Here is a 24510-nt window from a genome sequence, read left to right as displayed (position 1 = left end):
GGGAATGCGTCAGCGTTTTTGTTAGCCAAAGCAGAAAAATCGTATTGGCCACGCCGACCTTCTCGTGCGTGGCTCTGAGATAACAACTCATCAAGCTGCTATTTCTGTGGACCACCTTTAGCCGCTCACGAGGGTGGTCCACAGATTTTTAATGAGGTTTCATCGTTTGGAACGGAAATGTGACCGTTATCAGCACCGTCAGTTTGAGAGGCAGCAAGTCAATACAAAACAATAGCTGACGAAATCTGACCCAGTCTTGATTGCTGGATCAGACGTGTGGCGAGCTAAGCTTTGCATTGCATGGATTTTCACCACACCGGTCATTCAGTGGCGCCGACTATTGTAAAACTTGCCTGCCTCTGTGCCTATCTGCCCCTACAATGTCCCCTCGCTCGCAGAGGATCGGCTGCACGAAAGGTATTGGGGCTGCTTTGTGCGAAGTCTTTTTCATGTTGACCTTCCAGCGCAGGAATAGGGCATACGAGCTACCTGAATCGAGAAACAAGGATAACCGATCAGGATGGCAGGCATGAAACCGAGCGAAGATAGAAAGGGTATATCGCGACGCGAAGTGATAGCCGCTTTCGCTGCAACGACGCTTTTTCCCGCACCGGCCGTTTTGGCCCAACCCGCAGCAATCGAAGGTACGCGCCGAAACGTATCGTCGTTCCGCGTTGCCAAATGGCAGGACCATTTTGATACACTCAGGAACGGTGTGATCCTCTCTGATACACAGTCAAAAGTGTTGCAATACTGGTCGGAGGACGAAAGCGTCTATCGTATGTTTCCCACCAGCGTTCCGCTCACGGAAGACCTTACAAGGCTGGGCTACACTACAATTACTCGCAAGGTCGAAGGGCCATCTTGGCGACCGACACCGGCAATGAAAAAGCGCAATCCGGCGTGGCCTGACTTTGTAGGCCCGGGCCCCGAGAATCCTCTGGGGACACATGCGCTATACTTAAGCTGGCAGTACTATCGTATCCACGGCACCAACGACACCCGCAAGATCGGGAGACGATCCTCCAACGGCTGCATTGGCTTGTACAACGAGCAGATTGCGGAACTGTTCAAATTGGCGGCAGTGGGCACGCAGGTAAAACTGATCTGACCTCGTCCAGGTCGATTTCACCGGGCGTGCAAAACTGTCCGATAACTGACAATCAAGTGAAATACTGAGATGGATAAACTTACACTCTTGATCGGCGGCGTAGCGGTCGCAGGTGCCGCCGTACTCGTCTACAATCTCAATCAGCAACCAACTGGTCACTCGTTGGCGTCACCTGATACGGCGGCGCTGGAGCCGGGAGAACCAATCCAAAACGTCTATCTGCCGGAGCAGTTGAGCGAGTTTGCGGCAGTCGGAAAGGTGGCATTCGACGCAAAATGTGCGGCCTGCCATGGTGTGAATGCAACTGGTCTGGAGGGGCTTGCGCCGCCATTGGTGCATAAGATCTATGAACCAAGCCACCATTCGAACGAGTCATTTTATGTCGCAGTCCAGAATGGAGTTCGGGCACACCATTGGAGGTTTGGCAATATGCCGCCGGTCGATGGCTTGACCCGTGCCGATGTGAAAGGCATCGTTGCGTACATCAGAGAGTTGCAGCAGGAAAACGGGATTTTCTGAAAGTGACGAGCCGGATTGGCAATGCAATTCGCTACATGATCCTGTCAATGGTGCTGACCATTGGCGGATTACTTGTGACTGCCGACTCTGCTCATGCGCATGGTAGCAGCTCGCAACATGTTGTTGACCATACGGACACTGCGGACGTGGAGCATGTCCAACAAGGTCATCCGGGGCATTGTCATGGCGGATCGATTTGCAACGCTGTCGGGCTATTCTCGATAGGTCCGCCGCTGCCTGCCCCCAAAGACACGGAACAAAGATACTCGATACCACGCGCCCAATACCGGGTTCTGAGCATCATGGCGTTTGACCCGCCGCCGCCGCGCGTCCTGATCTGACCAGTCGAATTGCCCTCAGCACGAGCGCGTCGAAGCAGACGATAAGGACAAAGCAATGAACATTCTAAAAATGACCACAGGCGTCGCCCTGGTTTCTCTGTTTGCCGCAGCCGCTCTGGCTCATGGTGGTGCAACCGGCATCGTCAAAGAGCGCATGGACGGTATGTCCGCGATGAAGGACAGTATGAAAGTCCTCACGCCGATGATGCAGGGGAAAACGCCGTACAACGCGCAAACGGTGCGAAGCGAAGCGAAGAAAATAGGGCTCCATGCCGGTGAGAGCATGACTAAGCTGTTTCCAGAGGGAACTGATGGCAAACCCTCGGAGGCGAAACCGGAAATCTGGCAGGACTGGGGTTCCTTTGCAGAATTGGCCAGACAGTTGGAAACCTACTCTGAAGGGCTCATGCTTGCGGCGGACAATGGGTTGATGGCGTCCGGATCGGACCAAGGTTCCGGTATGATGGGCAATGCAACCATGATGGGTGATAGTTCTATGATGGATGCCGACATGATGGGCGGGGGCCCGGAACAGGCACAACTTTCTGAAATGCCAGCAGATGGCGTGTTCATGATGCTGAGCCAGACCTGCTCGGCATGCCACACGCGATTTCGGTCGGAATAGGAATGCGTCATGAGTCCACTAGTCCGATTGGGCCTTGCTGCTGCCGTCATGGCGTCAGCGGGACTTGTTGCAATAATTGCTTGGCCGATTGGCCGGCCCCTACAGTCTTTTCACATCGAGGGTGACGTTAACCGTGGGGCATATCTGGCAAGGGCAAGTGGCTGTATCGCCTGCCACACAGATTTTGCCAAAGGGGGTGCGCCGCTGGCCGGCGGGGTAGAGTTAGATACACCGTTCGGCACGCTCTATTCACCGAATCTGACCACCGATCCTGATCACGGGATCGGTGGTTGGACTGTCGAGGAGTTTGCCCGTGCCGTACGACAGGGTGTGTCGCCCGACGGACAACCCTACTACCCGGCTTTTCCTTATCCGTTCTATGCCAACTTTACGGATCAGGACATCGCCGATCTCTGGGCTGCCTGGCAAACGGTTCCACCGGTCGCGGAACCGTCAAAAGAGCAGGATATGGCGTTCCCCTTCAATCAGCGTTGGGGCCTGAAACTGTGGCGCGCAGCTTTTCTGGAACCGCCCCGCACCGATCCTATGCCGGGTAATGATGATGTTTGGAACCGGGGCCGTTTACTGGTCGAAGGCGCCACGCATTGTGCGGCCTGCCACACCGGGAGGAACTTGGTTGGCGCGAGAAAATCAGACACCGAACACTTCAAGGGAAGTGACTCTCTGCCGGGCGGTGACAAGGCGCCAGCCATCGACTTTGAGACGCTGCAACAGCGCGGCTGGACAGTTGATGATTTGGCCTATGCGTTGCGCACAGGTGTCATGCCTGATGGCGATGTGTTCGGAGGCGCAATGGGAGAGGTCGTAAACTATGGCACCAGCTTTCTGACAGAGGATGACCGCAAGGCGATGGCGATCTATCTGCTGGATGTGCACGACGGCGGATAATCCAGTGAGAGATCAAGTATTCTTGGGAAGGAAGTCATCATGACGCTCAATCGCAGGCAATTCGTTGCCGGGACATCGGCACTGTTCGCGGTGCCTGGTATCGGGAGGGCGGCTACGCCTCCTAAAACAATTGAGGCGCGTTCAGGGTTGGCGCGTATAGCGCCCTACAGCTATCCGGAAACCGAGATTTGGGGATATGACGGCGGTGTTCCGGGCCCCGAAATTCGTGCCCGTCAGGGCGAAACGGTTCGCCGGACGCTCCTGAACTCGCTCCCCCAACCAACGGCTATTCATTGGCATGGATTGCGGGTTCCAAACAACATGGATGGGGTGCCGGGTCTCACACAGGAGGTGGTGCAAATGGGCAATAAATTTCAGTATGAATTGCCGCTCAAGGACGCGGGAACCTTTTGGTATCACTCACATAACCAGTCGACGGAACAAGTCGCCCGGGGCCTTTACGGCGCGTTCATCGTTGATGAAACGAACCCGCCGGACAAGGATCATGACATTACGGTTCTGCTGGATGACTGGCGGTTGGGGCAGGATGCCCAAATTGTCGATGATTTTGGCTCAATACATGATTGGACGCATGCAGGTCGAATGGGGAATTACGTTCACGCGCATGTATCGCCCATAACCGAAGTTTTAACGAACCAGCGATTGCGGCTTCGCTTGGTCAATGTCGCGACTGATCGGATCATGTATGTCTCAGTTCGTGGCGCAAACGGAAAACTGATCGCTTATGACGGCATGCCAGTAACGCAGCCAGAGGATTTTGAAACCCTTGTTTTCGGGCCTGCGCAACGAGTGGATCTAGTTGTAGATGTCACATCTGACGTGGGTGAAGCCGTTCAAATCATTCTTCACGAACGTGATGAAGCATTTGTCATTGCTGAGCTTCCGGTTTCGAGGCGCGGTACAACTGTCGCCCGCGGCGCGATAGAGGCTCTGCCACCCAATCCCGTTTCTGTGCTCAAGGATGTTTCGGACGCTCTGACCGTTCCTTTGGTAATGGAAGGAGGAGCAATGGGTGGGCTGCGCCAAGGCTCGTACAAAGGCCAGATCATGAGTAGCGATGAATTGGTTCGGCAGGGTCAGATCTGGACTTTCAACGGTATTGCTGGTTTGCCAGAGAACCCGTTGGCCTCTGTCTCTCGTGGTGACGTCGTTCGGATACAGATCAAAAACGACACCGTCTTTCCCCACGCCATGCACCTGCATGGGACGCACTTTCAGGAAGTTCTGGCGGACGGGAGTCTTGGGCCGCTGAGGGACACAATCCTGGTCGACCGGATCGAAACACGGGAAATCGCGTTCGTTGCGGATAACCCGGGGGATTGGCTGTTTCATTGCCACATGCTGTCGCATCAGGCCGCTGGTATGAAGACTTGGTTGAGCGTGGTGTGATGAATAAAAGCGTTGCGAAATGGGTGTCACTGGCTGCGGTAGTGATCATTGTCACTGTCACAGGCTGGGGTCTTAGCGGGCGTGCACAGAACAGCTCGTCCCCGGATACGGCACGCGGTGCAGATTTGTACGCCGAAAACTGCGCGTCATGCCATGGGGCGAATCTGGAGGGTCAGCCGGATTGGCAGACACCTGATCCAGATGGCGTTTTGCGGGCGCCCCCACATGACCGAACAGGCCACACATGGCATCACGGCGACAAGCTGTTGTTCGACTATACAAAGCTTGGTGGGGAACAGACTTTGAAACAGATGGGTGTCACCGACGTCAAAAGTGGCATGCCAGGTTTCGGGGACACCCTGTCGGATCAGGACATCTGGAACATCCTTGCATTTATCAAGGACAGTTGGCCGGATCGGGAGCGTAAACTGCAAGAGCAGCGCACTGAGGCAGAACAAACGGACGGAAACTGATGTGATGAGATTACGCACAGGTCAAATCGCGGCAGCCATGTTGATCGGTGTTCGTGTGGCGAGCGCCGAAGGTGAAATGACCCGTCTCATCGAGTTTGTTAGAGACTTAAGATAGAGCCAATGGGGCGGGATTACGCGCGCCTCAACTTATCATGCGACCATAGCTTCGCGTCCTCAGGATACTCAGGGTCGTCAAAGAGGTTCGTACATCTGTTTCGTTGTTGTGGCTAAGTGTTCCAGCACAGGAAGGTCAGCTTATGACGAATGGATCACCAAAATTCGTTGGAAAGAAAGTCACCCACATCCCTTGACCTTCCACTTGCTGGAACCCTTATGTTGCACGTCAGCAGAGTACTTGTGGTGACAAAATGACTGAAAATTCACATGCGCGGTTTCAGGTTCAGGGGATGAGCTGTGCGTCCTGCGTAGGGCGGGTTGAGCGCGCGCTGAAAGCTATTCCAGGTGTTGATGCCGCTTCGGTTAATCTTGCCAGCGAAAGTGTTCAGGTCGATTTTCGCGATCCAGCTGATAAAGCGGCGATTGCAGATGCGCTAAGCAGCGCCGGATACCCGGCCCTGACCAATGAGGTCACGCTGGATATTCAAAACATGTCCTGTGCATCGTGCGTAGGGCGCGTTGAACGAGCCTTGGAAGCTGATGATGGCGTGTTGTCTGCGTCAGTCAATCTGGCCACCGAAAGTGCCACAGTGCGCTATGCTGAGGGTGTCACCACGCCCGAAGCCATCGCGGCGCTTGCCGCAACTGCAGGTTATCCGGCAACCCTGCGATCCGCTTCGCAAACCGAACCACAAGACCGCAAAGCAGCAGAGATCCTCCAGCTGGCCCGGCGAACGGGCTTTGCTGCCTTGCTCGCTTTGCCGGTGTTCATCCTTGAAATGGGTTCGCATGTTATTCCGGGCATGCACCACCTGGTAGCGAGTACGATCGGCATCCAAAACAGCTATTATATGCAGTTCCTTCTGACCACGATCGTTCTTTTGGGGCCAGGTTTGCAGTTCTATACCAAGGGTTTCCCGTCCTTGTTCAAAGGCGCGCCGGACATGAACTCTCTGGTGGCGCTGGGCACCTCGGCGGCTTATGGCTTCTCGCTTATCTCGACCTTTGCGCCCGGTATCCTGCCTGCGGGAACTGCAAACGTCTACTACGAGGCTGCCGCGGTGATCGTGGTTCTGATTTTGCTGGGGCGTTTCCTTGAGGCTCGCGCTAAGGGCAGAACTGGTGAAGCAATTCGCAAACTGGTTGGTTTACAGGCAAAAACAGCGCGGGTTGAACGCGACGGATCGGTTGTTGAGCTCCCGATTGAGCAGATCGCTGTAGGGGATCTTGTTCACGTTCGACCGGGCGAAAAGATCGCGGTGGATGGTGCCGTAGTGACTGGGGCGTCATATGTCGATGAAAGCATGATTACTGGTGAGCCGGTTCCAGTCGAAAAAACCGAAGGCGCTACTGTGGTTGGGGGAACCGTAAATGGCACTGGTGCGTTGACTTACCAGGCCGAAAAGATCGGTGCCGACACTATGTTGGCCCAGATAATCCAGATGGTCGAACAAGCCCAGGGGGCCAAACTGCCGATTCAAGGCCTGGTCGACCGCATCACGCTATGGTTTGTGCCGGTAGTGATCACTGTGGCCGTGATGACGGTTCTGGTTTGGCTGTTGTTCGGTCCCGATCCCGCGCTCAGCCTGGCGCTAGTGGCCGGGGTTGCGGTGCTGATCATAGCATGCCCTTGCGCCATGGGGTTGGCTACTCCAACCTCGATCATGGTTGGCACCGGACGCGCGGCCGAGATGGGTGTGCTGTTCCGTAAGGGCGACGCCTTGCAAATGCTGCAGGAAACAACCGTTGTGGCGGTGGACAAGACCGGCACCCTGACCAAAGGGCGTCCGGAACTGACCGACCTGATAGTGGCCGAAGAAATGACCGAAGATCAGGTTCTGCGCCTTGTTGCTGCAGTTGAGGTCACATCTGAACATCCTATCGCCACGGCTATCGCGCGCGCGGCTGAAACCCGAGGGTTGAATCTTCCGCAGCCTGAAGACTTCACTTCGATCACTGGCTACGGCGTGCGTGCTGAAGTTGAAGGCCATACAATCCTGATCGGGGCTGACCGACTGATGGTCCGCGAAGGCGTTGAAATAGGCGCGTTGTCTGATCAGGGCGCTGAACTGGCAGTCAACGGAAAGACTCCACTTTATGCCGCCATAGATGGGGTCATCGCGGCCGTTATCGCTGTGGCTGACCCGATCAAAACCACCACGCCTGCCGCAATTGAAGCTTTGCACGAACTGGGGCTGAAAGTTGCGATGATTACCGGTGACAATACCGCTACTGCCAAATCTATCGCGGCGCAACTGGGTATTGATCATGTTGTGGCCGAGGTTTTGCCCGAGGGTAAAGTGTCCGCGTTGGAAGATTTGCGTTTGAATGGTGGAAAACTGGCCTTTGTAGGTGACGGCATTAATGATGCACCTGCTTTGGCGGCGGCTGATGTGGGTATTGCAATCGGCACAGGCACGGACATCGCGATCGAAGCAGCCGATGTCGTTTTGATGTCAGGCGATCTGACCGGCGTGGTCAACGCCTTCAATATCAGCCAGCGAACTATGCGCAACATCCGCCAGAACCTGTTCTGGGCGTTCAGTTACAACACACTACTCATACCGGTTGCGGCGGGGGTACTGTACCCGTTTGGCGGCCCGTTGCTCTCGCCGGTATTGGCCGCAGGTGCCATGGCGTTGTCCAGCGTATTCGTTCTGACCAACGCGCTACGGTTGCGTTGGGTTAAATCAAACAAGGTTGTGCAGGATCAGGCAGCGGAAAATGCCAAACGGACGCTGCGTTCAGTGCCTGCTGAATAGTACAGGAGAACTGCTATGAATATTGGAGATGTAGCAGAACGTTCGGGTCTGCCGGCTAAAACGATCCGCTATTACGAGGATATCGGTTTCATCAAGCCAAAGCGCAGTTTGAATGGGTATCGCCATTTCGATGAAAAGGAACTGCACAAACTGGCCTTCATCGGACGAGCCCGTTCTTTGGGCTTCACCATTGAGGATTGTCGTTCGTTACTGGCGCTGTACGAGGACAAAGAACGCGCCAGCGCTGACGTGAAAGAAATCGCCAAACAGAATCTCAAAGAGATAGACGATAAGATTGCCGATCTGAAAGCGATGCATGACACGCTGTCTCATCTCATCGACGAATGTGCTGGCGACCACCGCCCCGACTGTCCGATCCTCAAAAATCTTGGTCAGACATAGATCGCGGAGATCGATTGTGACGGGGCGCAAGCACCCATAGAAATCTATGACTAAGTTTATCGGCTTAAGGCAGTGACTGGCTTCGGCGATGACGCCAATATATTGGAGAAGATCGCTGTGCCGGAATACCTAGAAAGGGCTGCGCGCCGATCCTCAAAAAAGGTGGCGCATTGAAAAGTGACCAATCCAGAGTAATCCGCGCGGATGTTACCTCCCAGTTCGGCTATGTTGGCCCGTTGCACCCGACACCTGAAACCGAAGCTGAAGGACGCGCGCACCAGTTTCACCATGCGCATCATGGTAACACGACCGAGGCCGGAGAGGTTCGCTCGGACTTTATTCTCTGTTTCTGAACCTGTGCCACCATCTAAGAACGCAGTTCAAATTGACAATTAAAATGCCGATTGCGGTTCCGTAACGCCTGAGATGTGAGGCGCTGTAGGTGCTGCTTCTTGCCAATCACCCTGAGGCTGGCCGCTTTGATAGCGTTGCGGCGGGGACTATTTGCACAAAACGCGCCGTTTTCCGCAACAAGTAGGATACAGTGGCTATACAAACCGAATTCTACCCGATAGAGGGCGGTCTTTAATCTCGGATGATGCGCTGCTTGCAATGCTGCTCAGTCGCACAGCCTGCCTTACACAGAGAATCTCAGCCGTGAAAAAAACCATCGCAGACGCGCTTGCCCGTAAGGGCTATGAGGCTTTGACACCAGTTCAGCAAGCGGTCACTCAGCCAGAACTGGAAGGCCGGGATCTGTTGGTGTCTGCGCAAACGGGGTCGGGGAAAACCATCGGCTTTGGATTGGCGATAGCCCCCACCTTGCTGGGAGACGATGACACATTCGGTGCTTCCGGTGCGCCATTGGCTCTGGTTATCGCACCGACCCGGGAACTGGCGATGCAGGTGAAGCGTGAGCTTGGGTGGCTTTATGCCGATGCGGGCGCGTTTCTGGCGTCTTGCGTGGGTGGCATGGATATGCGCGATGAACGTCGTGCTTTGGCACGCGGTTCGCATATTGTCGTCGCTACTCCGGGACGGTTGCGCGATCATATCATGCGAGGATCCATTGATCTGACCCAAGTGCGTGCGGTGGTTTTGGACGAAGCTGATGAAATGCTGGACCTGGGCTTTCGCGAGGATCTGGAATTCATACTGGATGAAACCCCTTCAGACCGTCAGACACTGTTGTTTTCTGCCACGGTTCCCGGCGCGATCGCCAAGCTTGCCCAAAGCTATCAGCGCGATGCGGAGCGTGTCTCGACGGTAAGCGAGCGGACCCAGCATGCCGATATCGACTACCGCGCCATGATGGTGGCCGCACGCGATGGTGAAAACGCGATCATCAATGTCCTTCGCTATTACGAAGCGCCCAACGCAATCGTGTTTTGTAACACCCGTGCGATGGTCTCGCGTTTGACGACGCGACTGTCGAACCGTGGTTTTTCGGTCGTAGCGCTATCAGGTGAACTCACTCAAAGTGAACGATCCAATGCATTGCAGGCGATGCGTGATGGGCGTGCCCGGGTATGTGTTGCAACCGATGTCGCTGCTCGAGGCATTGATTTGCCCAATCTCGATCTGGTGGTGCATGCTGAACTGCCTAACAGTCACGAAACCCTTTTGCACCGTTCCGGCCGCACAGGTCGGGCAGGGAGAAAAGGTGTCAGTGCTTTGGTTGTCGTTCCGTCTTCCCGAAAGAAGGCGGAGCGCATTTTGAAGTTCGCCAAGCTAAGCGCCGATTGGGTATCTGCGCCTTCTGCCGATGATGTAAACGAACGCGATCAAGTGCGTATGCTGTCGGCCGAAGATTGGCAGACCGACATTACTGAGAGTGAGAGCGCGACGGTCGACCAACTGGTTGAAAAATTCACACCTCAGCAAATCGCAGCAGCCTATCTGCGCCAGTACAAGAAGCGGTATTCTGCCCCGGAAGAACTGGGTGCTGTACAGATTGAAAAGCCAAAACCTCGGGCAGAGTTTGGCCCAAGCGTATGGTTCTCGCTGTCGGAGGGGCGAAATCAAAGCGCATCCCCACGTCATTTGCTGCCGATGGTCTGCAAGGCGGGCAAGATTACAAAAGACGATATCGGCGCGATACGTATCGCGGATGACTTGTCTTATGTCGAAATCCGTGAAGCTGCCGTTGAGGGTTTTCTGACGGCCATAGGCCCAGATATGAAGATAGAGGGGTCAAAAGACATTGTTCGTCTGGACGCCGCACCAGATCTTCCAGCGTTCAAACGCCCGAAATTTGATCGCGCGCCCACCGGCAAACCGCGTCGGCGAAAAATGGATGGCCACCCAGCGGAACGGGACGCAGCGCCGGAACTTCGGCGCAGCAAGCCGAAATCCGAGGATCGCAAACCCCGCAAATCAGAAGATCAAAAGCCCAGGGCGAAAGACGCGGAAAAGATAGCGCAAGCGCCCTTGAAAAAACGAAAGCCAGCGGCGGCGAGCCCTAAGAGTCAGCCAAAGGCTGAGGCCAAGGCTGGCAAAGACGCGCATTCCAAATCTCGCAAAAACGGTGCTAAAGGTCCTCCTCCCCCCAAAGGAAAGCCCAACAGCAAGAAAAACCGCGCTCGAGCTGCTGTAAAAGCGGCCAAGGGCGGGAGTGCCGTCCCGAAACGGCGGTAGCCTTGAGCTGCGGTTCCTCCCGCACATCGGCCCATTGTCTTAGCTGTAGCTGGACCCGATACCGCGAGCGTGGGTGTTATCGGAAGCCCTTAGAAAAATGCCGTTATGTCGATTGGCATTGCGCCTCGTGGCATCGGCTTGACATTCTCTAGGGAATATCATTTATTTCTGTCATGACAGAAATAGACGACATATCTGACTCCTCTTCCAAGTCTAAGTTCATTCTGTATTGGGGTGATATGGGCAGCCAATGGGGGGTCAACAGATCTGTGGCCCAGATCCACGCGCTGTTGTTTCTCAGTGAAACTCCGCTTAATGCCGAGCAGATATCCGAGAAATTGGGAATTGCTCGGTCAAATGTTTCGAATTCGCTGAAAGAACTCGTTGGCTGGCGGTTGATCCACCGAATTCCGGTTCCCGGTGATCGCAGAGAGCACTTCGCCGCCGAAACCGATGTTTGGGAGATGGCTCTGCTGATCGCAAAGGGGCGAAAAGAGCGCGAGATTGATCCGGCCATGCGCGCAATTAACGTTTGTGTCGCTCAGGCCGCCACGGAACCGGATTTGCATCCGGCCGTTTTCAGTCGGATGCAGGAGATGCAGGATTTCCTGAACACAGCCGATCGCTGGTCGGAGCAGATGCTCAATGTACCCAAGTCAAAACTCTCTTTGCTGATGAAAATGGGGGACAAGGTTTTGTCGCTGCTCAAGATCAACAGCAAGTAGTCTAAAATTTTTTGGAACATGATTTCTCTTTATGCAGAAATAACAGACTAAACAGTAGGAAGTAGAATGAAGCAGATTAACTTTTCGCCTCACCATCAAATTCTTAGGGACAACCGGTTCAGAGATCTTGTTGGCAAGAGCGCTTGGCGCGCGCTTCCCGATGAGGTTCGAAAGCGGTTTGGCTATCGCCTGCGAAATGGGGCAAGTGTTGTTTATCAGGGCAAAGTAGCTGCCATGCGCATGAACATGGTGGGTCGCCTGATAGCCCAAATTACCCGGCTGCTCGGGGGGCCATTGCCTTACGATACGTCCTGCCTGAACCAACCCGCGGTAGTAACCGTAACCGAGGATTGCCTAGGTAAAGGTCAATTCTGGGTGCGCCAGTATGGTCGGGCTGCAGGCTTTCCGCAGGTTATCCGCAGTTCAAAGCGCTTCGCGGGCCCTACCGGCATTGAAGAGTATATCGGTGCAGGGATCGGAATGGCTCTGCGTGTAAGTGCCGATCGTGCGGGCATCTATTTCAAAAGTGACCACTTTTTTCTGCAGTTGGGCCGTAGAAAACTCAGGTTGCCGGCTTGGCTGCAACCAGGAGCGCTGACCATCGCGCATATCGATCTGGGGCAATCGCGCTTTCTTTTTTCCCTGAAATTGCAGAGCCGCTTTCTTGGCAATTTGATTCAGCAGGATGCGGTCTTTCACGACATACAGGAGGTACGTTATGGATAACCCAATCCTTTGGACACTCATTTCAATTCAGGTATTTATGGGTGCTTTCGACACACTTGTTCATCACGAAGGAACGGAACGCCTTGCCTGGCGTGCTTCGCAAAAAACCGAACTTCGCCTACATGGCGTTCGCAACCTGTTTTACGCCGTCATATTTCTGTGTTTCGGCTGGTTTGAGCCGCACGGGGTCTTCACCATCGTGCTATCTGCGATCCTGGTATTGGAAGTTTTCATCACGCTTTGGGATTTTGTCGAAGAAGATCTGACGCGCAGACTGCCCGGTAGCGAACGCATCAATCATACGCTTCTGGCGCTGAACTACGGAGCTATTCTGGCGTTGGCAGCTCCTTATCTTTGGTCCTGGGCTTTCTTGCCCACAGCACTTGTCCCGGTCAGCTATGGATGGTGGAGCGTCATGGCGTCTCTCTCGGCAATTGGTGTTGGTTTGTTCAGCGCTCGTGATCTTGTTGCTGCTGTGCGCTGTGATCATTTGGATCGCGGCGATCCGGCTGGTCTGGTGACAGATATGCCCCCCAGGCAGCGTGTGTTGATCACCGGGGGGACGGGTTTTATCGGACGGCGATTGGTGCAGGCACTTGTTGCTGGTGGGCATTATGTGACTGTGCTTACTCGGAATATCGAAACAGCTGCTACGCTATCCCACCCTGTGCGAATAATCACCAGCCTCGACCAGATCCACGACACGGAACGGTTTGATGCGATCGTCAACCTTGCCGGAGAGCCTGTTGCAAACTGGTTTTGGACCGCCAAAAAGCGCGCTCGCATAGTTGAATCCCGGGTTGCTGCCACAGAAGGGTTGCGCATCCTAATTCAGCGTCTTCAGCAAAAACCCGAGTGCCTGATCAACGGTTCTGCAATCGGTTGGTATGGATTGCGGGGTGACGAAACGCTGACTGAAACATCCGGAGCCGAACCGGCCTTCGTGCACGATGTGTGTCAGGCTTGGGAACAAGCAGCTGACAAGATCGCGCAGAGCGGGGTGCGTGTAGTTGTTTTGCGCATCGGGTTGGTTTTGGGTGTCGATGGCGGAATGCTGGCTCGACTTCTGACACCATTCGAGTTCTGCGGCGGTGGTGTTCTTGGAACCGGTCAGCAGTGGATGCCCTGGATTGCGCTTGATGACATGATCCGTGTGATCGCGTTCTCGCTTGCGCGACAGGATATTGATGGCGTCATCAATGCGACGGCGCCGGAACCAGTCCGGAACGTTGATTTCACACAGTCGCTTTCCCGGGCTCTACAACGGCCAGCCCTGCTGAGGTTCCCTGGATGGCTTATCTCGTGTGGGCTTGGTGAAATGGGGCGCGAGACCATGTTGAGCGGACAGCGCGTAGTGCCCATGCGACTGCAGCAGCATGGTTTCGCCTTTGTGCATCCGCGACTAACGCCTGCGTTGTTTGCTATGACCGGTCGGAAACACGATCAGTCTGAAAGGCGGAGGCAAAAAGCACCAAGTAATGGCCGATCAGTGACCGACTGACGAGTTGCCCGGAGCCGCCGTTGATTGAAACAGAACCCGGCGGCTCTTGAAAACAGTTTGTTGCCGATGAACATCGGCTTTCGAGCGGCCGAGTTAACTGCGCAAAACGTGACATAACTTGCTGGCCGCTTTGGTCAGAACCTCATTGTCGAATGCCGCGTATCCCAGCAACAGCGCCTGTTGCTTTGTGGGTAAGACGCAATGAGCGGACAGCGCACCCACCGATAGTCCCTGCTGGCGAGCCAAGCGGCTGATGTCCTGATCGGTGGTTCTGGCGGCTAAACCGGGCTTCAGCGGTAAGCACAAATGCATGCCGGCGACATCCGGATGAACTTCGAGCAGATCATCGACTGCCCTGAGTTCCGAAATCAAGTGGGATTGGCGCTGTGCATAGATACGGCGCATTCGCCGCAGATGAATGGCAAAGTCGCCGCTCTGCATGAACGTGGCCAACGCAGGTTGCGGGATAAGCGAAGCGCGAGGTCCAACCTGCTCAAGATAGGCGCGCGCTTTGTCTACAAGGCGTTTCGGCACAACCATGTATCCGATCCGTAGAGCAGTACTGATGAGCTTTGAAAAACTCCCTAGATACAGAGTGTGTTGCAGTCCATCGAGACCGGATAGGGATGGCAATGGATATCCCTGGTAACGAAATTCGCTGTCATAGTCGTCTTCAATGATCAATCCTCCGACCCGGTCGGCCCAATCCAATAATGAGATGCGGCGTGGCATCGGAAGACTTCTACCTGTTGGGTAATGCCTGGAAGGTGTGACGATCACTGCTGCAGAATTGTGCGAGATTTTGGCCGGATTGAGCCCGTCGTGATCTATGCGAGCAGAATGCTCTTTCAGCCCCGTTAAGCTCAGCACGTCACGGGTCTTGTGCCAACAGGGGTCTTCGACGGTTACGGTATTTCCCTCTCCGATCAGGGTTCGGCAGATCAGTTCAAGAGACTCCCATGCGCCGGAGGTGATGATGATTTGCTCTGGATTGCAGTTCAGATTACGCCATGTGGCCAGGTGATCAGAAATGGCCGCGCGTAAGGGATACCAGCCAAGGGGATCGGCGCGCGCCAGCAACTCTGGATCTGGTCTGCGCCAGGCACGATCAAGGTGTCTCGCCCATAGGGCATGTGGCATCAGCGAGGTGTCGGGTAAGCCAGTCTGAAATGGCAACCAGCTGTCAACTTTGTATTGGCTGATCTTGGCCCGGGGGCGTGGTGGAGCAAGGTGGCTCACATTCTCAGCAATAAAGGTGCCACTTCCCTGGTGCGTGATCAGATATCCCTCGCTGATCAGTTGATCGTAAGCCGCCTGAACTGTTGTTCGCGAGACTGACAATTCTGCCGAAAGCATACGGCTGGCGGGCAGCCGTGCCCCTGCGTACTTCGGTGAAGACACGATGATACTGCGCAATCCCTCAAGCAATTGCATTTGCAGGGCTGTTTTCTCATCCGGGTCAAGCGAAAGCGCAAAGAGTTCGCTGTCTAAATTGGACTGATATTTTTTCACAGAATTGGCCATTCACAGATTGCCAATATAGCTGCAAACCGGGAGTCGCAAGACTTACAGTGGATTATCGATATGACAGATATGCTCACCATCACCGAACGGTCACGTCTGCGCCGGTCGCATCAGCGCGGGCATTTCGACCGAGAAACCATCAACACCATTCTTGATGCGCAACCCATGTGCACAGTAGGATACGTGATTGATGGTAAACCCGTCGTGACACCGACGCTTCAATGGCGTGAGGGCAATCATGTCTATTGGCATGGATCTTCCGCCAGTCGCGCGCTACGCCATTCGCGGGATACGGATGTTTGTCTCAGCGTCGCTATTCTGGATGGCTTTGTTTTGGCGCGATCCGGCATGCATCATTCAGTGAACTCGCGGTCGGTCACCTTGTTCGGAACTGCTGTAAAGGTCGAGGATCCGGAAGAAAAACTGCGTAAACTGGCGCGCTTTGTCGATGGCCTTTTCCCGGGTCGTTACGAAAATTTGCGCCCGGACCATGCTCAGGATCTCAAGGCGACCACGGTTCTTGGGATGCAAATCAGCGAAGGTAGCGCCAAGATCCGCACAGGTGGTCCAAGCGACGAGGAACCAGACTACGCATTGCCGATATGGGCGGGTGTCATCCCTGTTCGAACAGAAGTAGGGACACCAATTCCAGATGATCGAAATTTGCCTGAGGTGGCGATGCCCGAGCATGTGCAGAACTTCAAACTCTGAACATGTTCGGAAGCTTCACGAGCGTCAGATACTTGGGCTCGAGAACGCGGATGTGTCAGATAATGCGGTGGTTCAAGTCAAAGCCGTATGCCGTTTCACGCGCGACGCATGATGCTTGCGGTCAAATCGTTGCTTCCAAAGCAACTTGTATCTGGAGGACCGCATAAAATGAGCAGCTCACCAAGCAGAGCTTTCGAGGAGGTATCAGGTCGTAGGCGGGAAGAACCGAAATCAAGCAGTGGAACTCGCAGCCGCTGATCCGCTGAAAAGAGGTTTTTGGTTGGCCTGATGCCGCTCAACTAGCTTACGCATGAGCTTGCCCTTTTTGGGTATATAACGCGCGGAAAGGGCCTCGAACTGTGGGTCACAGCAGTCTGGAAACAGATCTTTGATCTCTTGCTGGGCCTCTTCCGAGACCGATTTAAGAGCTTCGGGACCGGTAAAGAGGCTTTCCGTTGGCGTGCCGTTGGACCAGACGATTTCATGTGTATCAAACAGAAAGTGGAAATACGTGACGCCGCCCGGCATGTCTTCCACCACCTCTACGCCCTCAAGCGAAAGAAGCTTGTTTGCCGGGATCAGGACATCTTTTCGATCGAACATGCGCATGGCGACGGTTGAAGACACAAGAACGCGATGTTGCGGCGAGATGATCAGGTCTTGTTTGGGATATCCCACCCCCAAAGCGTCAGCGCGGATCATAATCGGCTTAAGTCGCGGCTGAGCGTCAAGTTCAGCATCACTCAGGTGACGAGACCCGACCCATCTGATCGGCTTATAGCCATGATCATAGGTCAAAACCTCATCCGAAACTTTCATGTCCTCAACCCGCACCGGGCCGCGCAATGTCTCGATCAGTGTCCCCGATGCAAAACAAAGCACGTCCACAAACTCGCCGGCAGCGTTTGTCGGACCGGTCACTGATTGGTCCAAAACAATGGTATTTGAACCGCTGTCGTTCCAGGCCGCTGCGATTGCAGCGGTGTTTACCGTCAACCCATTGAATAACTCCAACGGCACGAGCGGCCCATTGTTCGCTTTCACGCCGTACAGTGCGATGGTCCCGTCGGGATTTATCTCGAGGCGGACAACGGGATTGCCGTTTGTATTCCCAAGCTGCCAGACGGCAGGTGTATTGACCTCATACCTGTCACCGTCAGCAAACCGGACCGTCTGACCTGCGGTGCCTGGCGTCTGAAACTGAAGTTCGTTCGGCGCTCCGGGAGGTCCGCCAACAAACAGGTCTACGCCGTTGACCTGAATGCTAAAGCTGTTGTCGAGGGTGGCAAAATCGATAACCAGTCCACCATCGGGGGTGGTGTCGACGAACGTCGTGGAATTCCCGTTTGCGATGCTGAAGTTTACCATTTCGTTCTCGAACAATCCCAAAAATTTCCACTAGCACAACAACCACATACGGGGGTTTGGCCGAGCAGGACATTGGCTCATTTCGTGGTAGTGGGAAAGTACATTCTGTCAGCAAATTTTCGATGGTAGCACTTTAGTTACGCTTTGATTTACGCATCTACCAATGCCTGGCGTGCAGTCGCTCCGGTAGCATCCTGCTTATCGCCCGTAGCTAACAGGTCGACGTGATGGGCGGCATTGGGAGGCCCCTATGGACAGTATTGGCAAATGGACAGTCCAAGCTGTTTGGTGTGCCGATCGTCACTCTAGCGATACCCAAAGAACCTGCGCGTCTTCTTCACTTGTCGAGATGCAGCCGTGGCCCATACCGCTATCGTAGTACAAGGAATCCCCGGCCTTCATTGGCAGCGGACGGTAGTGTTCCGAGATAAAGGTCAGTTCACCGCTCAGTACATACATGAATTCTTCACCGGCGTGCCGGATCCAGGTTTCGAATTCTGAGATATCACGAGCCGTAATAGTCGCGACGTAGGGCAGCATTCGCTTGCTTGTGAGTTCCGAACACAAAAGTTCATGCAGATAAGTTGATGTCTCGCGAACTTCGCCTTGTCCTTTGGGTGTGAAGTCGCGTCGCCCCGCAATGCCGGTCTGGCCAGACTGCAGAAACAACTGCGGCGTGTTCATATCCAACGCCTGCGTCAGTCGTCGCACGATGTCAAAGCTCGGGCGTGTCTGGTTGTTCTCGATCTTCGAGAGCGTTGACCGGCCGATACCAGCTACCCGCCCCGCTTCCTCCAGCGTCCAACCTTTCGCGCGCCGTGCATCGCGGATCGAACGGCCAAGTGCGGCGCCGTCATCCAGTTCTTCGTGCCCGGAAACCTCGCTACGGCCACCTTCACCCATCAGAAAATTCCTCCACTTTATCGCAGTTTACTAATTTCCCCATGCGCACACAACTTCACAAATAGGAGAAATATGTTGCCTTAAGGGAATCATTTCCACTATAGGAAACAAAATTTCGTACTGAGGATTCGGTATTGGAGGAGGACACCATGTTCAAAACGTCGCTTACAGAGGCAGATCCGATCATCGCGGCATCGATCTCGCGGGAAGCCACGCGTCAGGCCGAACAGATCGAATTGATTGCGTCTGAGAACATTGTTTCGCAGGCTGTCATTGATGCTCAGGGCTCGGTTCTGACGAACAAATATGCCGAAGGCTATCCGGGTCGCCGTTACTATGGCGGATGCGAATACGTAGATGAGGTTGAGGCCGAAGCCATTGATCGGCTCAAGAAACTGTTTGGTTGCAGCTTCGCCAATGTCCAGTCGCATTCTGGTGCTCAGGCAAATGGCGCGGTCAAGCTGGCGCTGCTCAGCCCGGGCGACACGATCCTTGGCATGTCGCTGGACGCAGGAGGGCACCTGACTCATGGTGCGAAGCCAGCGCAATCCGGTAAGTGGTTTCGTCCGGTCCAGTATGGCCTGACCGAAGCCGGTCTGATTGACTATGAACAAGTCGCCGAGCTTGCGCGCGCTGAAAAGCCCAAGCTGATCATTGCGGGGGCATCGGCCTATTCGCGCAAGATCGACTTTGCCCGCTTCCGCGAAATTGCGGACGAAGTTGGTGCATGGTTGCTGGCGGACATGGCTCATATTGCGGGTTTGGTCGCGACAGGTTTGCATCCCTCGCCGATCGGTCATGCACATGTAGTCACCTCAACCACGCACAAAACCCTACGTGGACCGCGCGGTGGCATCATCCTGACCAATGATGAGGCGCTGGCGAAAAAGATCGATTCAGCTGTTTTTCCTGGTCTTCAGGGTGGGCCCCTGATGCATGTGATCGCGGGCAAGGCGGTTGCATTTGGAGAAGCTCTGCAGCCTGAGTTCAAAGACTACATGCAACGGGTCATCGACAGTGCCGATGCATTGGCCAATGTGATGATGTCCCGTGGATGTGACATCGTATCCGGTGGTACAGACAATCACCTGATGCTGGTTGATCTGCGCCCGATTGGCGTCAAAGGCAATGCCGCAGAAGCGGCTTTGGAACGCGCCGGATTTACGTGCAACAAGAACAGCGTACCCGGTGATCCGGAAAAGCCCACCGTCACCAGCGGTATCCGGTTGGGAACAGCGGCAGGCTGCAGCCGCGGGTTTGGCCCCGAAGAATTCAAACAGATCGGTCATCTGATCGGTGACGTGCTGGATGCTCTGGCACAGTCACCCGAGGGTGACGAGGCGGTTGAAAAAGAGACCCGTACCAAAGTCCACGCCCTGTGTGCCAACCACCCGATCTACTGAGAGAAGACCAATGAATACCTACGACCTCATCATTATCGGGGGCGGTCCCGGCGGTTATGTCGCTGCGATCCGCGCGGCCCAACTGGGTATGAAAGTGGCCTGTGTTGAAGGGCGCGGTTCGCTCGGCGGTACATGTCTGAATGTGGGGTGTATTCCCTCCAAAGCGTTGCTGACCTCCTCGGCCAAATATGCCGAACTTTCTCATCTCTCCTCTCACGGTATTGAGGTTGAGGGGGCCAGCATCGATCTGGGCGCGATGATGGGGCGCAAGGACAAGATCGTGGGCGATCTGACCAAGGGAATTGCATTTCTGTTCAATAAGAATGGTGTCGACCTGATCGAAGGTTGGGCCAGCATTCCAAAGGCAGGTCAGGTCAAGATCGGCGATGAGGTTTACGAGGCCAAGAACATTCTGATCGCCACAGGCTCGGAGCCTACTCCGCTAAACGGGATCGAGATTGATGAACAGGACATCCTAAGCTCGACCGGTGCGATTGCGCTGGAAAATGTGCCAGAACATCTGGTCGTGATCGGGGCAGGCGTGATCGGTCTGGAACTGGGTCAGGTCTGGGCGCGCCTGGGGGCGAAAGTCACCGTTGTCGAATATTTGGACCGTGTCCTGCCGGGTATCGATGGCGAGATCGCCAAGCTGGCGCAGCGCGCGCTTTCCAAGCGTGGACTGAAGTTCCAGTTGGGTCGCGCTTTGAAGTCGGTCGATAAAACCGATGAGGGTTTGTCGCTGACGGTGGATCGTGTTGGCAAGGACAAGGAAGAAGTGATCGAGGCCGACAAGGTTCTCATCGCAGTCGGCCGCCGACCGGTAACACGTGGGCTTGGGCTGGAAGATCTGGGCGTATCTGTGAACCCGCGTGGTTTCATTGAGGTTGATGGCACATTCCAAACCTCAATCCCCGGTATCTACGCCATCGGCGATTGCGTGCCCGGCCCAATGCTGGCGCACAAAGCCGAGGAAGATGGGGTAGCTTGTGTTGAGATGCTGGCAGGTGAGGCTGGCCATGTCGATTACAACACCGTTCCGGGCGTGGTTTATACCGACCCCGAGGTCGCTTCGGTTGGTTTGACCGAAGAAGCTCTGAAGGAAGCGGGAGCGGAGTATTCGGTTGGTAAATTCGCCTTCATGGCCAATTCCCGCGCGCGCTCGACCGGAGAAACAGACGGTGCCGTTAAGGTGCTTTCAGGCCCTGATGGCAAAATTCTGGGAGCCCATATCTGTGGCGCCCACGGCGGCGACCTGATTGCCGAACTGGTCCTTACCATGACCAAAGGTGCAACTGTCGCCGAGGTTGCTGCAACCTGCCACGCGCATCCTGCGATGGGTGAGGCGGTCAAAGAAGCCTGCCTTGATGCCATGGGCCGCGCCATTCACGCGTGAACTGAGGATAGCCAGATGACCATTCAGCTTCGTCCACGTCACCCTGAAAAAGCCAAAAAGGCTGACAGTGTCATCCCACGCAAACCGAAATGGATCAGAAAGAAAAAGGTCGAAGGGCCTGAGTACTACGAAACCCGCCGCCTGATGCGCGAACACAATCTGGCAACCGTCTGCGAAGAGGCGGCCTGTCCGAATATCGGGGAATGCTGGTCCAAGCGCCACGCCACCATGATGATCATGGGCGAGGTCTGCACTCGGGGCTGTTCTTTTTGCAACGTGGCAACCGGTCGGCCAGATGCATTGGATGTATTCGAGCCGGGGCGTGTAGCGGCTGCTGTTAAGAAACTGGGTTTGCGTCACGTGGTGATCACTTCGGTTGATCGCGATGATTTGGCCGACGGCGGCGCAGAACATATGGCGCAGACGATCCGCGCCGTGCGTCATCAGAACCCGGGCACAACGGTTGAGGTTCTGACACCTGACTTCTTGGGCAAAGGCGATGCGGCGGGTGTGGTTTTCGATGCTGCTCCGGATGTGTTCAATCACAATCTGGAAACCGTCCCACATCTCTATCCGACCGTTCGCCCCGGTGCGCGATACTACACCTCGCTAAGATTGCTGGACGACGCAAAACGCGCCAACCCTGAGATTTTCACGAAATCCGGCCTGATGGTCGGATTGGGCGAAAGCCTGAATGATGTGCGTCAGGTCATGGATGACCTGCGTGCTGCCAATGTCGATTTCCTGACGGTGGGTCAGTACCTGCAGCCCACCCCGAAGCATCACCCGATTGATCGTTTTTGGACACCGGAGGAGTTTGCCCAACTGGAACAGATCGCACGTTCCAAGGGCTTCTTGCACGTGTCGGCGACCCCGCTGACCCGTTCGTCGTTCCATGCGGACGAAGATTTTGCCGCTCTCAAGCAGGCCCGTCAGCGGGCTCTCGCAAACGGGGCATAACCTAACGCAAATGGGAGGGATACCATGGAAGCGTTAAATTCAATCGTAGGGGCCATAAATGGCGTCGTATGGGGGGTGCCAATGCTGGTGCTTATCCTGGGCGCTGGCTTCTTCTTGCAGGTCGGCCTGAAATTCATGCCGATCATGCGCATTGGCACGGGCTTCAGCCTGCTGTTCAAAGGCCGCGAAGGTCAGGGTGAAGGGCAAATCAGCCCATTCAATGCGCTGATGACTTCGCTGTCGGCGACCATCGGTACGGGTAACATTGCCGGTGTGGCCACTGCTGTCTTCCTGGGCGGTCCGGGCGCTTTGTTCTGGATGTGGATGACCGCCCTGGTGGGCATGGCCACCAAATATGCCGAAGCCGTCTGTGCCGTGAAGTATCGCGAGCAGGATGAGCTGGGCAACTTTGTCGGTGGCCCGATGTATTACATCAAGAACGGTCTGGGTGCGAAATGGGCCTGGTTGGGCGTTGCGTTCGCGTTGTTTGGCGCAATTGCGGCCTTCGGCATTGGCAACGGTGTGCAGGCAAACGGTGTGGCACAGGTTCTGGAATCAAACTTTGGCCTGAACACTTCGGTCACTGGCGTCGTGCTTATGGTTCTCACCGCAGCCGTCATCCTGGGTGGCATCACCCGTATCGGTGCGGTTGCCGGTAAGCTGGTTCCGTTCATGGCGGTTGCTTACATCATCGCAGGTCTGCTGGTGCTGCTGATCAACATCGGCGAAATCGGCAACGCGCTGTCGCTGGTCTTCACTCACGCATTCACTCCATCCGCTGCCGAAGGTGGTTTTGCAGGCGCAGCTGTGTGGGCCGCAATCCGCTTTGGTGTGGCGCGCGGTGTCTTCTCGAACGAAGCCGGTCTGGGCTCTGCTCCGATCGCTCACGCTGCGGCTGAGACCAAAGGTCCGGTCAACCAGGGCCTGATCGCGATGCTGGGTACGTTCATCGACACCATCATCGTCTGCTCGATCACTGGCCTGGCGATCATCTCGTCGGGTGCCTGGACATCGGGTGAGTCCGGTGCAGCGCTGACCTCGGCGGCGTTCGAACTGTCCCTGCCGGGTATCGGTGGCTATCTGATCGCGATCGCTCTGTCGATCTTTGCCTTCACCACTATCCTGGGCTGGTCGTTCTACGGCGAGAAATGTGTTGAGTTCCTGCTGGGTGTCAAATCCCTGATGCCGTACCGAGTACTGTGGATCGTCATGATCTATTTCGGCGCAACCGCGGATCTGGGCTTTATCTGGCTGCTGGCGGATACGCTGAACGCGATGATGGCGCTTCCGAACCTGATTGCTCTGGTTCTGCTGAGCCCTGTCGTTTTCAAACTGACGAAAGAGTTCTTTGCCAGCAACGGACAGTCCGAAGAGCCGGGCGGTACCGCAGCCGAGTAATCGACGGAATTGAAACTGCCGGGGGACTGATCTGGCCCCCCGGCTTCCTGAAACCGAATTCCATTTCTCGAGGAGAGACGTGATGGCCAACAAGATTCTTTTGCCCATTGACCACACCGAGGACCGTTCCTGGAAGCAAGCCCTGCCGGTCGCATTGGAACAAGCGAAGTTTTACGGCGCCGAGCTGCATGTGGTGTCCGTTATCCCCGAGATCATCCAGCTGCCAAACCTGCCCGCCAACTATGGCGCAGGCGCCAAAGATCATGTGCGCCAGGCGGTTCAGGCCATTCTGGACCAGAACAATGCCTCCGACGTACCGGTGCATGTCGAAGAGGGCAGTGTTTACCGCGAAATCCTGAAGCTCGCCCATAAGGACGGCTTCGATCTGATCGTCATGGCATCGACCAAAGGCGATTTCCCGAACTATGAGATTGGTCCGAACCTCGCCCGTGTCGTGCGCAACGCGCATTGCACCGTCATGGTCGTTCGTGACCAGTCTCGCTAAAAGAGAGGTTTATGAGATGCCTGGTTTGAACCGCACGCCGTTGTATGACTTGCACGTTGAGTTGGGTGGTAAGATAGTTGATTTTGC

23 protein-coding genes are annotated in these 24510 nt (G+C 55.2%); 20 read left to right on the top strand and 3 right to left on the bottom strand.

Going from position 1 to position 24510, the window contains the following annotated elements:
* Positions 1–520: 520 nt before the first annotated feature.
* The 14 genes from ACR0IO_RS08825 (at position 521) to ACR0IO_RS08760 (ending at position 14258) form a co-directional block, all read left to right on the top strand.
* Positions 521–1111, top strand: a complete 591-nt coding sequence (locus ACR0IO_RS08825; RefSeq protein WP_480740913.1) for a L,D-transpeptidase — start codon at positions 521–523, stop codon at positions 1109–1111.
* A 69-nt stretch (positions 1112–1180) separates the two neighbouring features.
* Positions 1181–1630, top strand: a complete 450-nt coding sequence (locus ACR0IO_RS08820; RefSeq protein ID WP_480740911.1) for a c-type cytochrome — start codon at positions 1181–1183, stop codon at positions 1628–1630.
* A gap of 2 nt (positions 1631–1632) precedes the next feature.
* Positions 1633–1971: a hypothetical protein gene (locus tag ACR0IO_RS08815; RefSeq protein WP_480740909.1), complete on the top strand. Its 339-nt coding sequence runs from the start codon at positions 1633–1635 to the stop codon at positions 1969–1971.
* Between the two features lie 55 nt (positions 1972–2026).
* Entirely contained in the window at positions 2027–2596 is a 570-nt protein-coding gene (locus tag ACR0IO_RS08810) for a c-type cytochrome (protein ID WP_480740907.1), read from the top strand.
* Between the two features lie 9 nt (positions 2597–2605).
* The gene (locus tag ACR0IO_RS08805; protein WP_480740905.1) at positions 2606–3505 is read left to right on the top strand and encodes a c-type cytochrome; all 900 of its coding nucleotides are present in this window, start codon (positions 2606–2608) and stop codon (positions 3503–3505) included.
* Positions 3506–3544: 39 nt separating this feature from the next.
* Positions 3545–4915: a multicopper oxidase family protein gene (locus ACR0IO_RS08800; RefSeq protein WP_480740904.1), complete on the top strand. Its 1371-nt coding sequence runs from the start codon at positions 3545–3547 to the stop codon at positions 4913–4915.
* Entirely contained in the window at positions 4915–5388 is a 474-nt protein-coding gene (locus ACR0IO_RS08795) for a c-type cytochrome (RefSeq protein ID WP_480740900.1), read from the top strand. Before ACR0IO_RS08800 ends, ACR0IO_RS08795 begins: the two co-directional genes overlap by 1 nt.
* Before the next feature lie 368 nt (positions 5389–5756).
* Entirely contained in the window at positions 5757–8267 is a 2511-nt protein-coding gene (locus tag ACR0IO_RS08790; RefSeq protein ID WP_480740896.1) for a heavy metal translocating P-type ATPase, read from the top strand.
* A gap of 15 nt (positions 8268–8282) precedes the next feature.
* Positions 8283–8669 carry a Cu(I)-responsive transcriptional regulator gene (cueR, locus tag ACR0IO_RS08785; RefSeq protein WP_170331875.1) on the top strand — a complete coding sequence of 129 codons (387 nt, stop codon included), beginning with the start codon at positions 8283–8285 and terminating at the stop codon, positions 8667–8669.
* Positions 8670–8839: 170 nt separating this feature from the next.
* On the top strand, positions 8840–9022 hold the full coding sequence (locus tag ACR0IO_RS08780) for a hypothetical protein (RefSeq protein WP_480740894.1): 183 nt from the start codon (positions 8840–8842) through the stop codon (positions 9020–9022).
* A gap of 304 nt (positions 9023–9326) precedes the next feature.
* On the top strand, positions 9327–11306 hold the full coding sequence (locus ACR0IO_RS08775; protein ID WP_480740893.1) for a DEAD/DEAH box helicase: 1980 nt from the start codon (positions 9327–9329) through the stop codon (positions 11304–11306).
* Between the two features lie 173 nt (positions 11307–11479).
* On the top strand, positions 11480–12031 hold the full coding sequence (locus ACR0IO_RS08770) for a GbsR/MarR family transcriptional regulator (protein ID WP_480740890.1): 552 nt from the start codon (positions 11480–11482) through the stop codon (positions 12029–12031).
* A gap of 66 nt (positions 12032–12097) precedes the next feature.
* The gene (locus ACR0IO_RS08765; RefSeq protein ID WP_480740889.1) at positions 12098–12757 is read left to right on the top strand and encodes a DUF4166 domain-containing protein; all 660 of its coding nucleotides are present in this window, start codon (positions 12098–12100) and stop codon (positions 12755–12757) included.
* Positions 12750–14258: a TIGR01777 family oxidoreductase gene (locus tag ACR0IO_RS08760; protein WP_480740887.1), complete on the top strand. Its 1509-nt coding sequence runs from the start codon at positions 12750–12752 to the stop codon at positions 14256–14258. The genes ACR0IO_RS08765 and ACR0IO_RS08760 overlap by 8 nt, the downstream gene beginning before the upstream one ends.
* A 93-nt stretch (positions 14259–14351) precedes the next feature.
* Here ACR0IO_RS08760 and pdxR read toward each other — a convergent pair whose 3' ends face one another.
* The gene (pdxR, locus tag ACR0IO_RS08755; protein WP_480740886.1) at positions 14352–15770 is read right to left on the bottom strand and encodes a MocR-like pyridoxine biosynthesis transcription factor PdxR; all 1419 of its coding nucleotides are present in this window, start codon (positions 15768–15770) and stop codon (positions 14352–14354) included.
* Between the two features lie 72 nt (positions 15771–15842).
* Here pdxR and ACR0IO_RS08750 point away from each other — a divergent pair, with 72 nt between their 5' ends.
* Positions 15843–16493: a pyridoxamine 5'-phosphate oxidase family protein gene (locus ACR0IO_RS08750; protein WP_480740885.1), complete on the top strand. Its 651-nt coding sequence runs from the start codon at positions 15843–15845 to the stop codon at positions 16491–16493.
* Between the two features lie 231 nt (positions 16494–16724).
* Here ACR0IO_RS08750 and ACR0IO_RS08745 read toward each other — a convergent pair whose 3' ends face one another.
* Together ACR0IO_RS08745 and ACR0IO_RS08740 are read right to left on the bottom strand one after the other, a co-directional pair.
* Positions 16725–17861 carry a Hint domain-containing protein gene (locus ACR0IO_RS08745; protein WP_480740882.1) on the bottom strand — a complete coding sequence of 379 codons (1137 nt, stop codon included), beginning with the start codon at positions 17859–17861 and terminating at the stop codon, positions 16725–16727.
* A 300-nt stretch (positions 17862–18161) separates the two neighbouring features.
* On the bottom strand, positions 18162–18764 hold the full coding sequence (locus ACR0IO_RS08740; RefSeq protein ID WP_480740880.1) for a helix-turn-helix domain-containing protein: 603 nt from the start codon (positions 18762–18764) through the stop codon (positions 18162–18164).
* 149 nt (positions 18765–18913) lie between these two features.
* Here ACR0IO_RS08740 and glyA point away from each other — a divergent pair, with 149 nt between their 5' ends.
* From glyA to ACR0IO_RS08715, 5 genes are all read left to right on the top strand, one after another.
* Positions 18914–20167 (top strand): serine hydroxymethyltransferase, encoded by a 1254-nt coding sequence (gene glyA / locus ACR0IO_RS08735; RefSeq protein ID WP_480740878.1) that lies wholly within the window; start codon positions 18914–18916, stop codon positions 20165–20167.
* 10 nt (positions 20168–20177) lie between these two features.
* Complete coding sequence (gene lpdA, locus ACR0IO_RS08730; RefSeq protein WP_480740876.1) at positions 20178–21560, top strand: dihydrolipoyl dehydrogenase; 1383 nt, start codon at positions 20178–20180, stop codon at positions 21558–21560.
* 15 nt (positions 21561–21575) lie between these two features.
* On the top strand, positions 21576–22520 hold the full coding sequence (lipA, locus tag ACR0IO_RS08725; protein ID WP_480740874.1) for a lipoyl synthase: 945 nt from the start codon (positions 21576–21578) through the stop codon (positions 22518–22520).
* Between the two features lie 24 nt (positions 22521–22544).
* Positions 22545–23918 (top strand): alanine/glycine:cation symporter family protein, encoded by a 1374-nt coding sequence (locus ACR0IO_RS08720; protein ID WP_170331851.1) that lies wholly within the window; start codon positions 22545–22547, stop codon positions 23916–23918.
* 82 nt (positions 23919–24000) lie between these two features.
* Complete coding sequence (locus tag ACR0IO_RS08715) at positions 24001–24423, top strand: universal stress protein (protein ID WP_480740873.1); 423 nt, start codon at positions 24001–24003, stop codon at positions 24421–24423.
* The last annotated feature ends 87 nt before the right edge of the window (positions 24424–24510 follow it).

Source organism: Ruegeria sp. CE12, assembly GCF_056537525.1.
The sequence above is the reverse complement of the archived record's forward strand: the minus strand, read 5'-3'. Positions and strand labels throughout refer to the sequence as shown.

Coding starts and splice junctions, on each gene's coding strand:
- ACR0IO_RS08790 (WP_480740896.1), top strand. CDS start 5,757: ATGACTGAAAATTCACATGCGCGGTTTCAGGTTCAGGGGATGAGCTGT.
- ACR0IO_RS08770 (WP_480740890.1), top strand. CDS start 11,480: ATGACAGAAATAGACGACATATCTGACTCCTCTTCCAAGTCTAAGTTC.
- ACR0IO_RS08750 (WP_480740885.1), top strand. CDS start 15,843: ATGACAGATATGCTCACCATCACCGAACGGTCACGTCTGCGCCGGTCG.
- ACR0IO_RS08800 (WP_480740904.1), top strand. CDS start 3,545: ATGACGCTCAATCGCAGGCAATTCGTTGCCGGGACATCGGCACTGTTC.
- ACR0IO_RS08720 (WP_170331851.1), top strand. CDS start 22,545: ATGGAAGCGTTAAATTCAATCGTAGGGGCCATAAATGGCGTCGTATGG.
- lpdA (WP_480740876.1), top strand. CDS start 20,178: ATGAATACCTACGACCTCATCATTATCGGGGGCGGTCCCGGCGGTTAT.
- cueR (WP_170331875.1), top strand. CDS start 8,283: ATGAATATTGGAGATGTAGCAGAACGTTCGGGTCTGCCGGCTAAAACG.
- glyA (WP_480740878.1), top strand. CDS start 18,914: ATGTTCAAAACGTCGCTTACAGAGGCAGATCCGATCATCGCGGCATCG.
- ACR0IO_RS08825 (WP_480740913.1), top strand. CDS start 521: ATGGCAGGCATGAAACCGAGCGAAGATAGAAAGGGTATATCGCGACGC.
- ACR0IO_RS08765 (WP_480740889.1), top strand. CDS start 12,098: ATGAAGCAGATTAACTTTTCGCCTCACCATCAAATTCTTAGGGACAAC.
- ACR0IO_RS08805 (WP_480740905.1), top strand. CDS start 2,606: ATGAGTCCACTAGTCCGATTGGGCCTTGCTGCTGCCGTCATGGCGTCA.
- ACR0IO_RS08820 (WP_480740911.1), top strand. CDS start 1,181: ATGGATAAACTTACACTCTTGATCGGCGGCGTAGCGGTCGCAGGTGCC.
- lipA (WP_480740874.1), top strand. CDS start 21,576: ATGACCATTCAGCTTCGTCCACGTCACCCTGAAAAAGCCAAAAAGGCT.
- ACR0IO_RS08740 (WP_480740880.1), bottom strand. CDS start 18,764: ATGGGTGAAGGTGGCCGTAGCGAGGTTTCCGGGCACGAAGAACTGGAT.
- ACR0IO_RS08715 (WP_480740873.1), top strand. CDS start 24,001: ATGGCCAACAAGATTCTTTTGCCCATTGACCACACCGAGGACCGTTCC.
- ACR0IO_RS08810 (WP_480740907.1), top strand. CDS start 2,027: ATGAACATTCTAAAAATGACCACAGGCGTCGCCCTGGTTTCTCTGTTT.
- ACR0IO_RS08745 (WP_480740882.1), bottom strand. CDS start 17,861: ATGGTAAACTTCAGCATCGCAAACGGGAATTCCACGACGTTCGTCGAC.
- ACR0IO_RS08760 (WP_480740887.1), top strand. CDS start 12,750: ATGGATAACCCAATCCTTTGGACACTCATTTCAATTCAGGTATTTATG.
- ACR0IO_RS08795 (WP_480740900.1), top strand. CDS start 4,915: ATGAATAAAAGCGTTGCGAAATGGGTGTCACTGGCTGCGGTAGTGATC.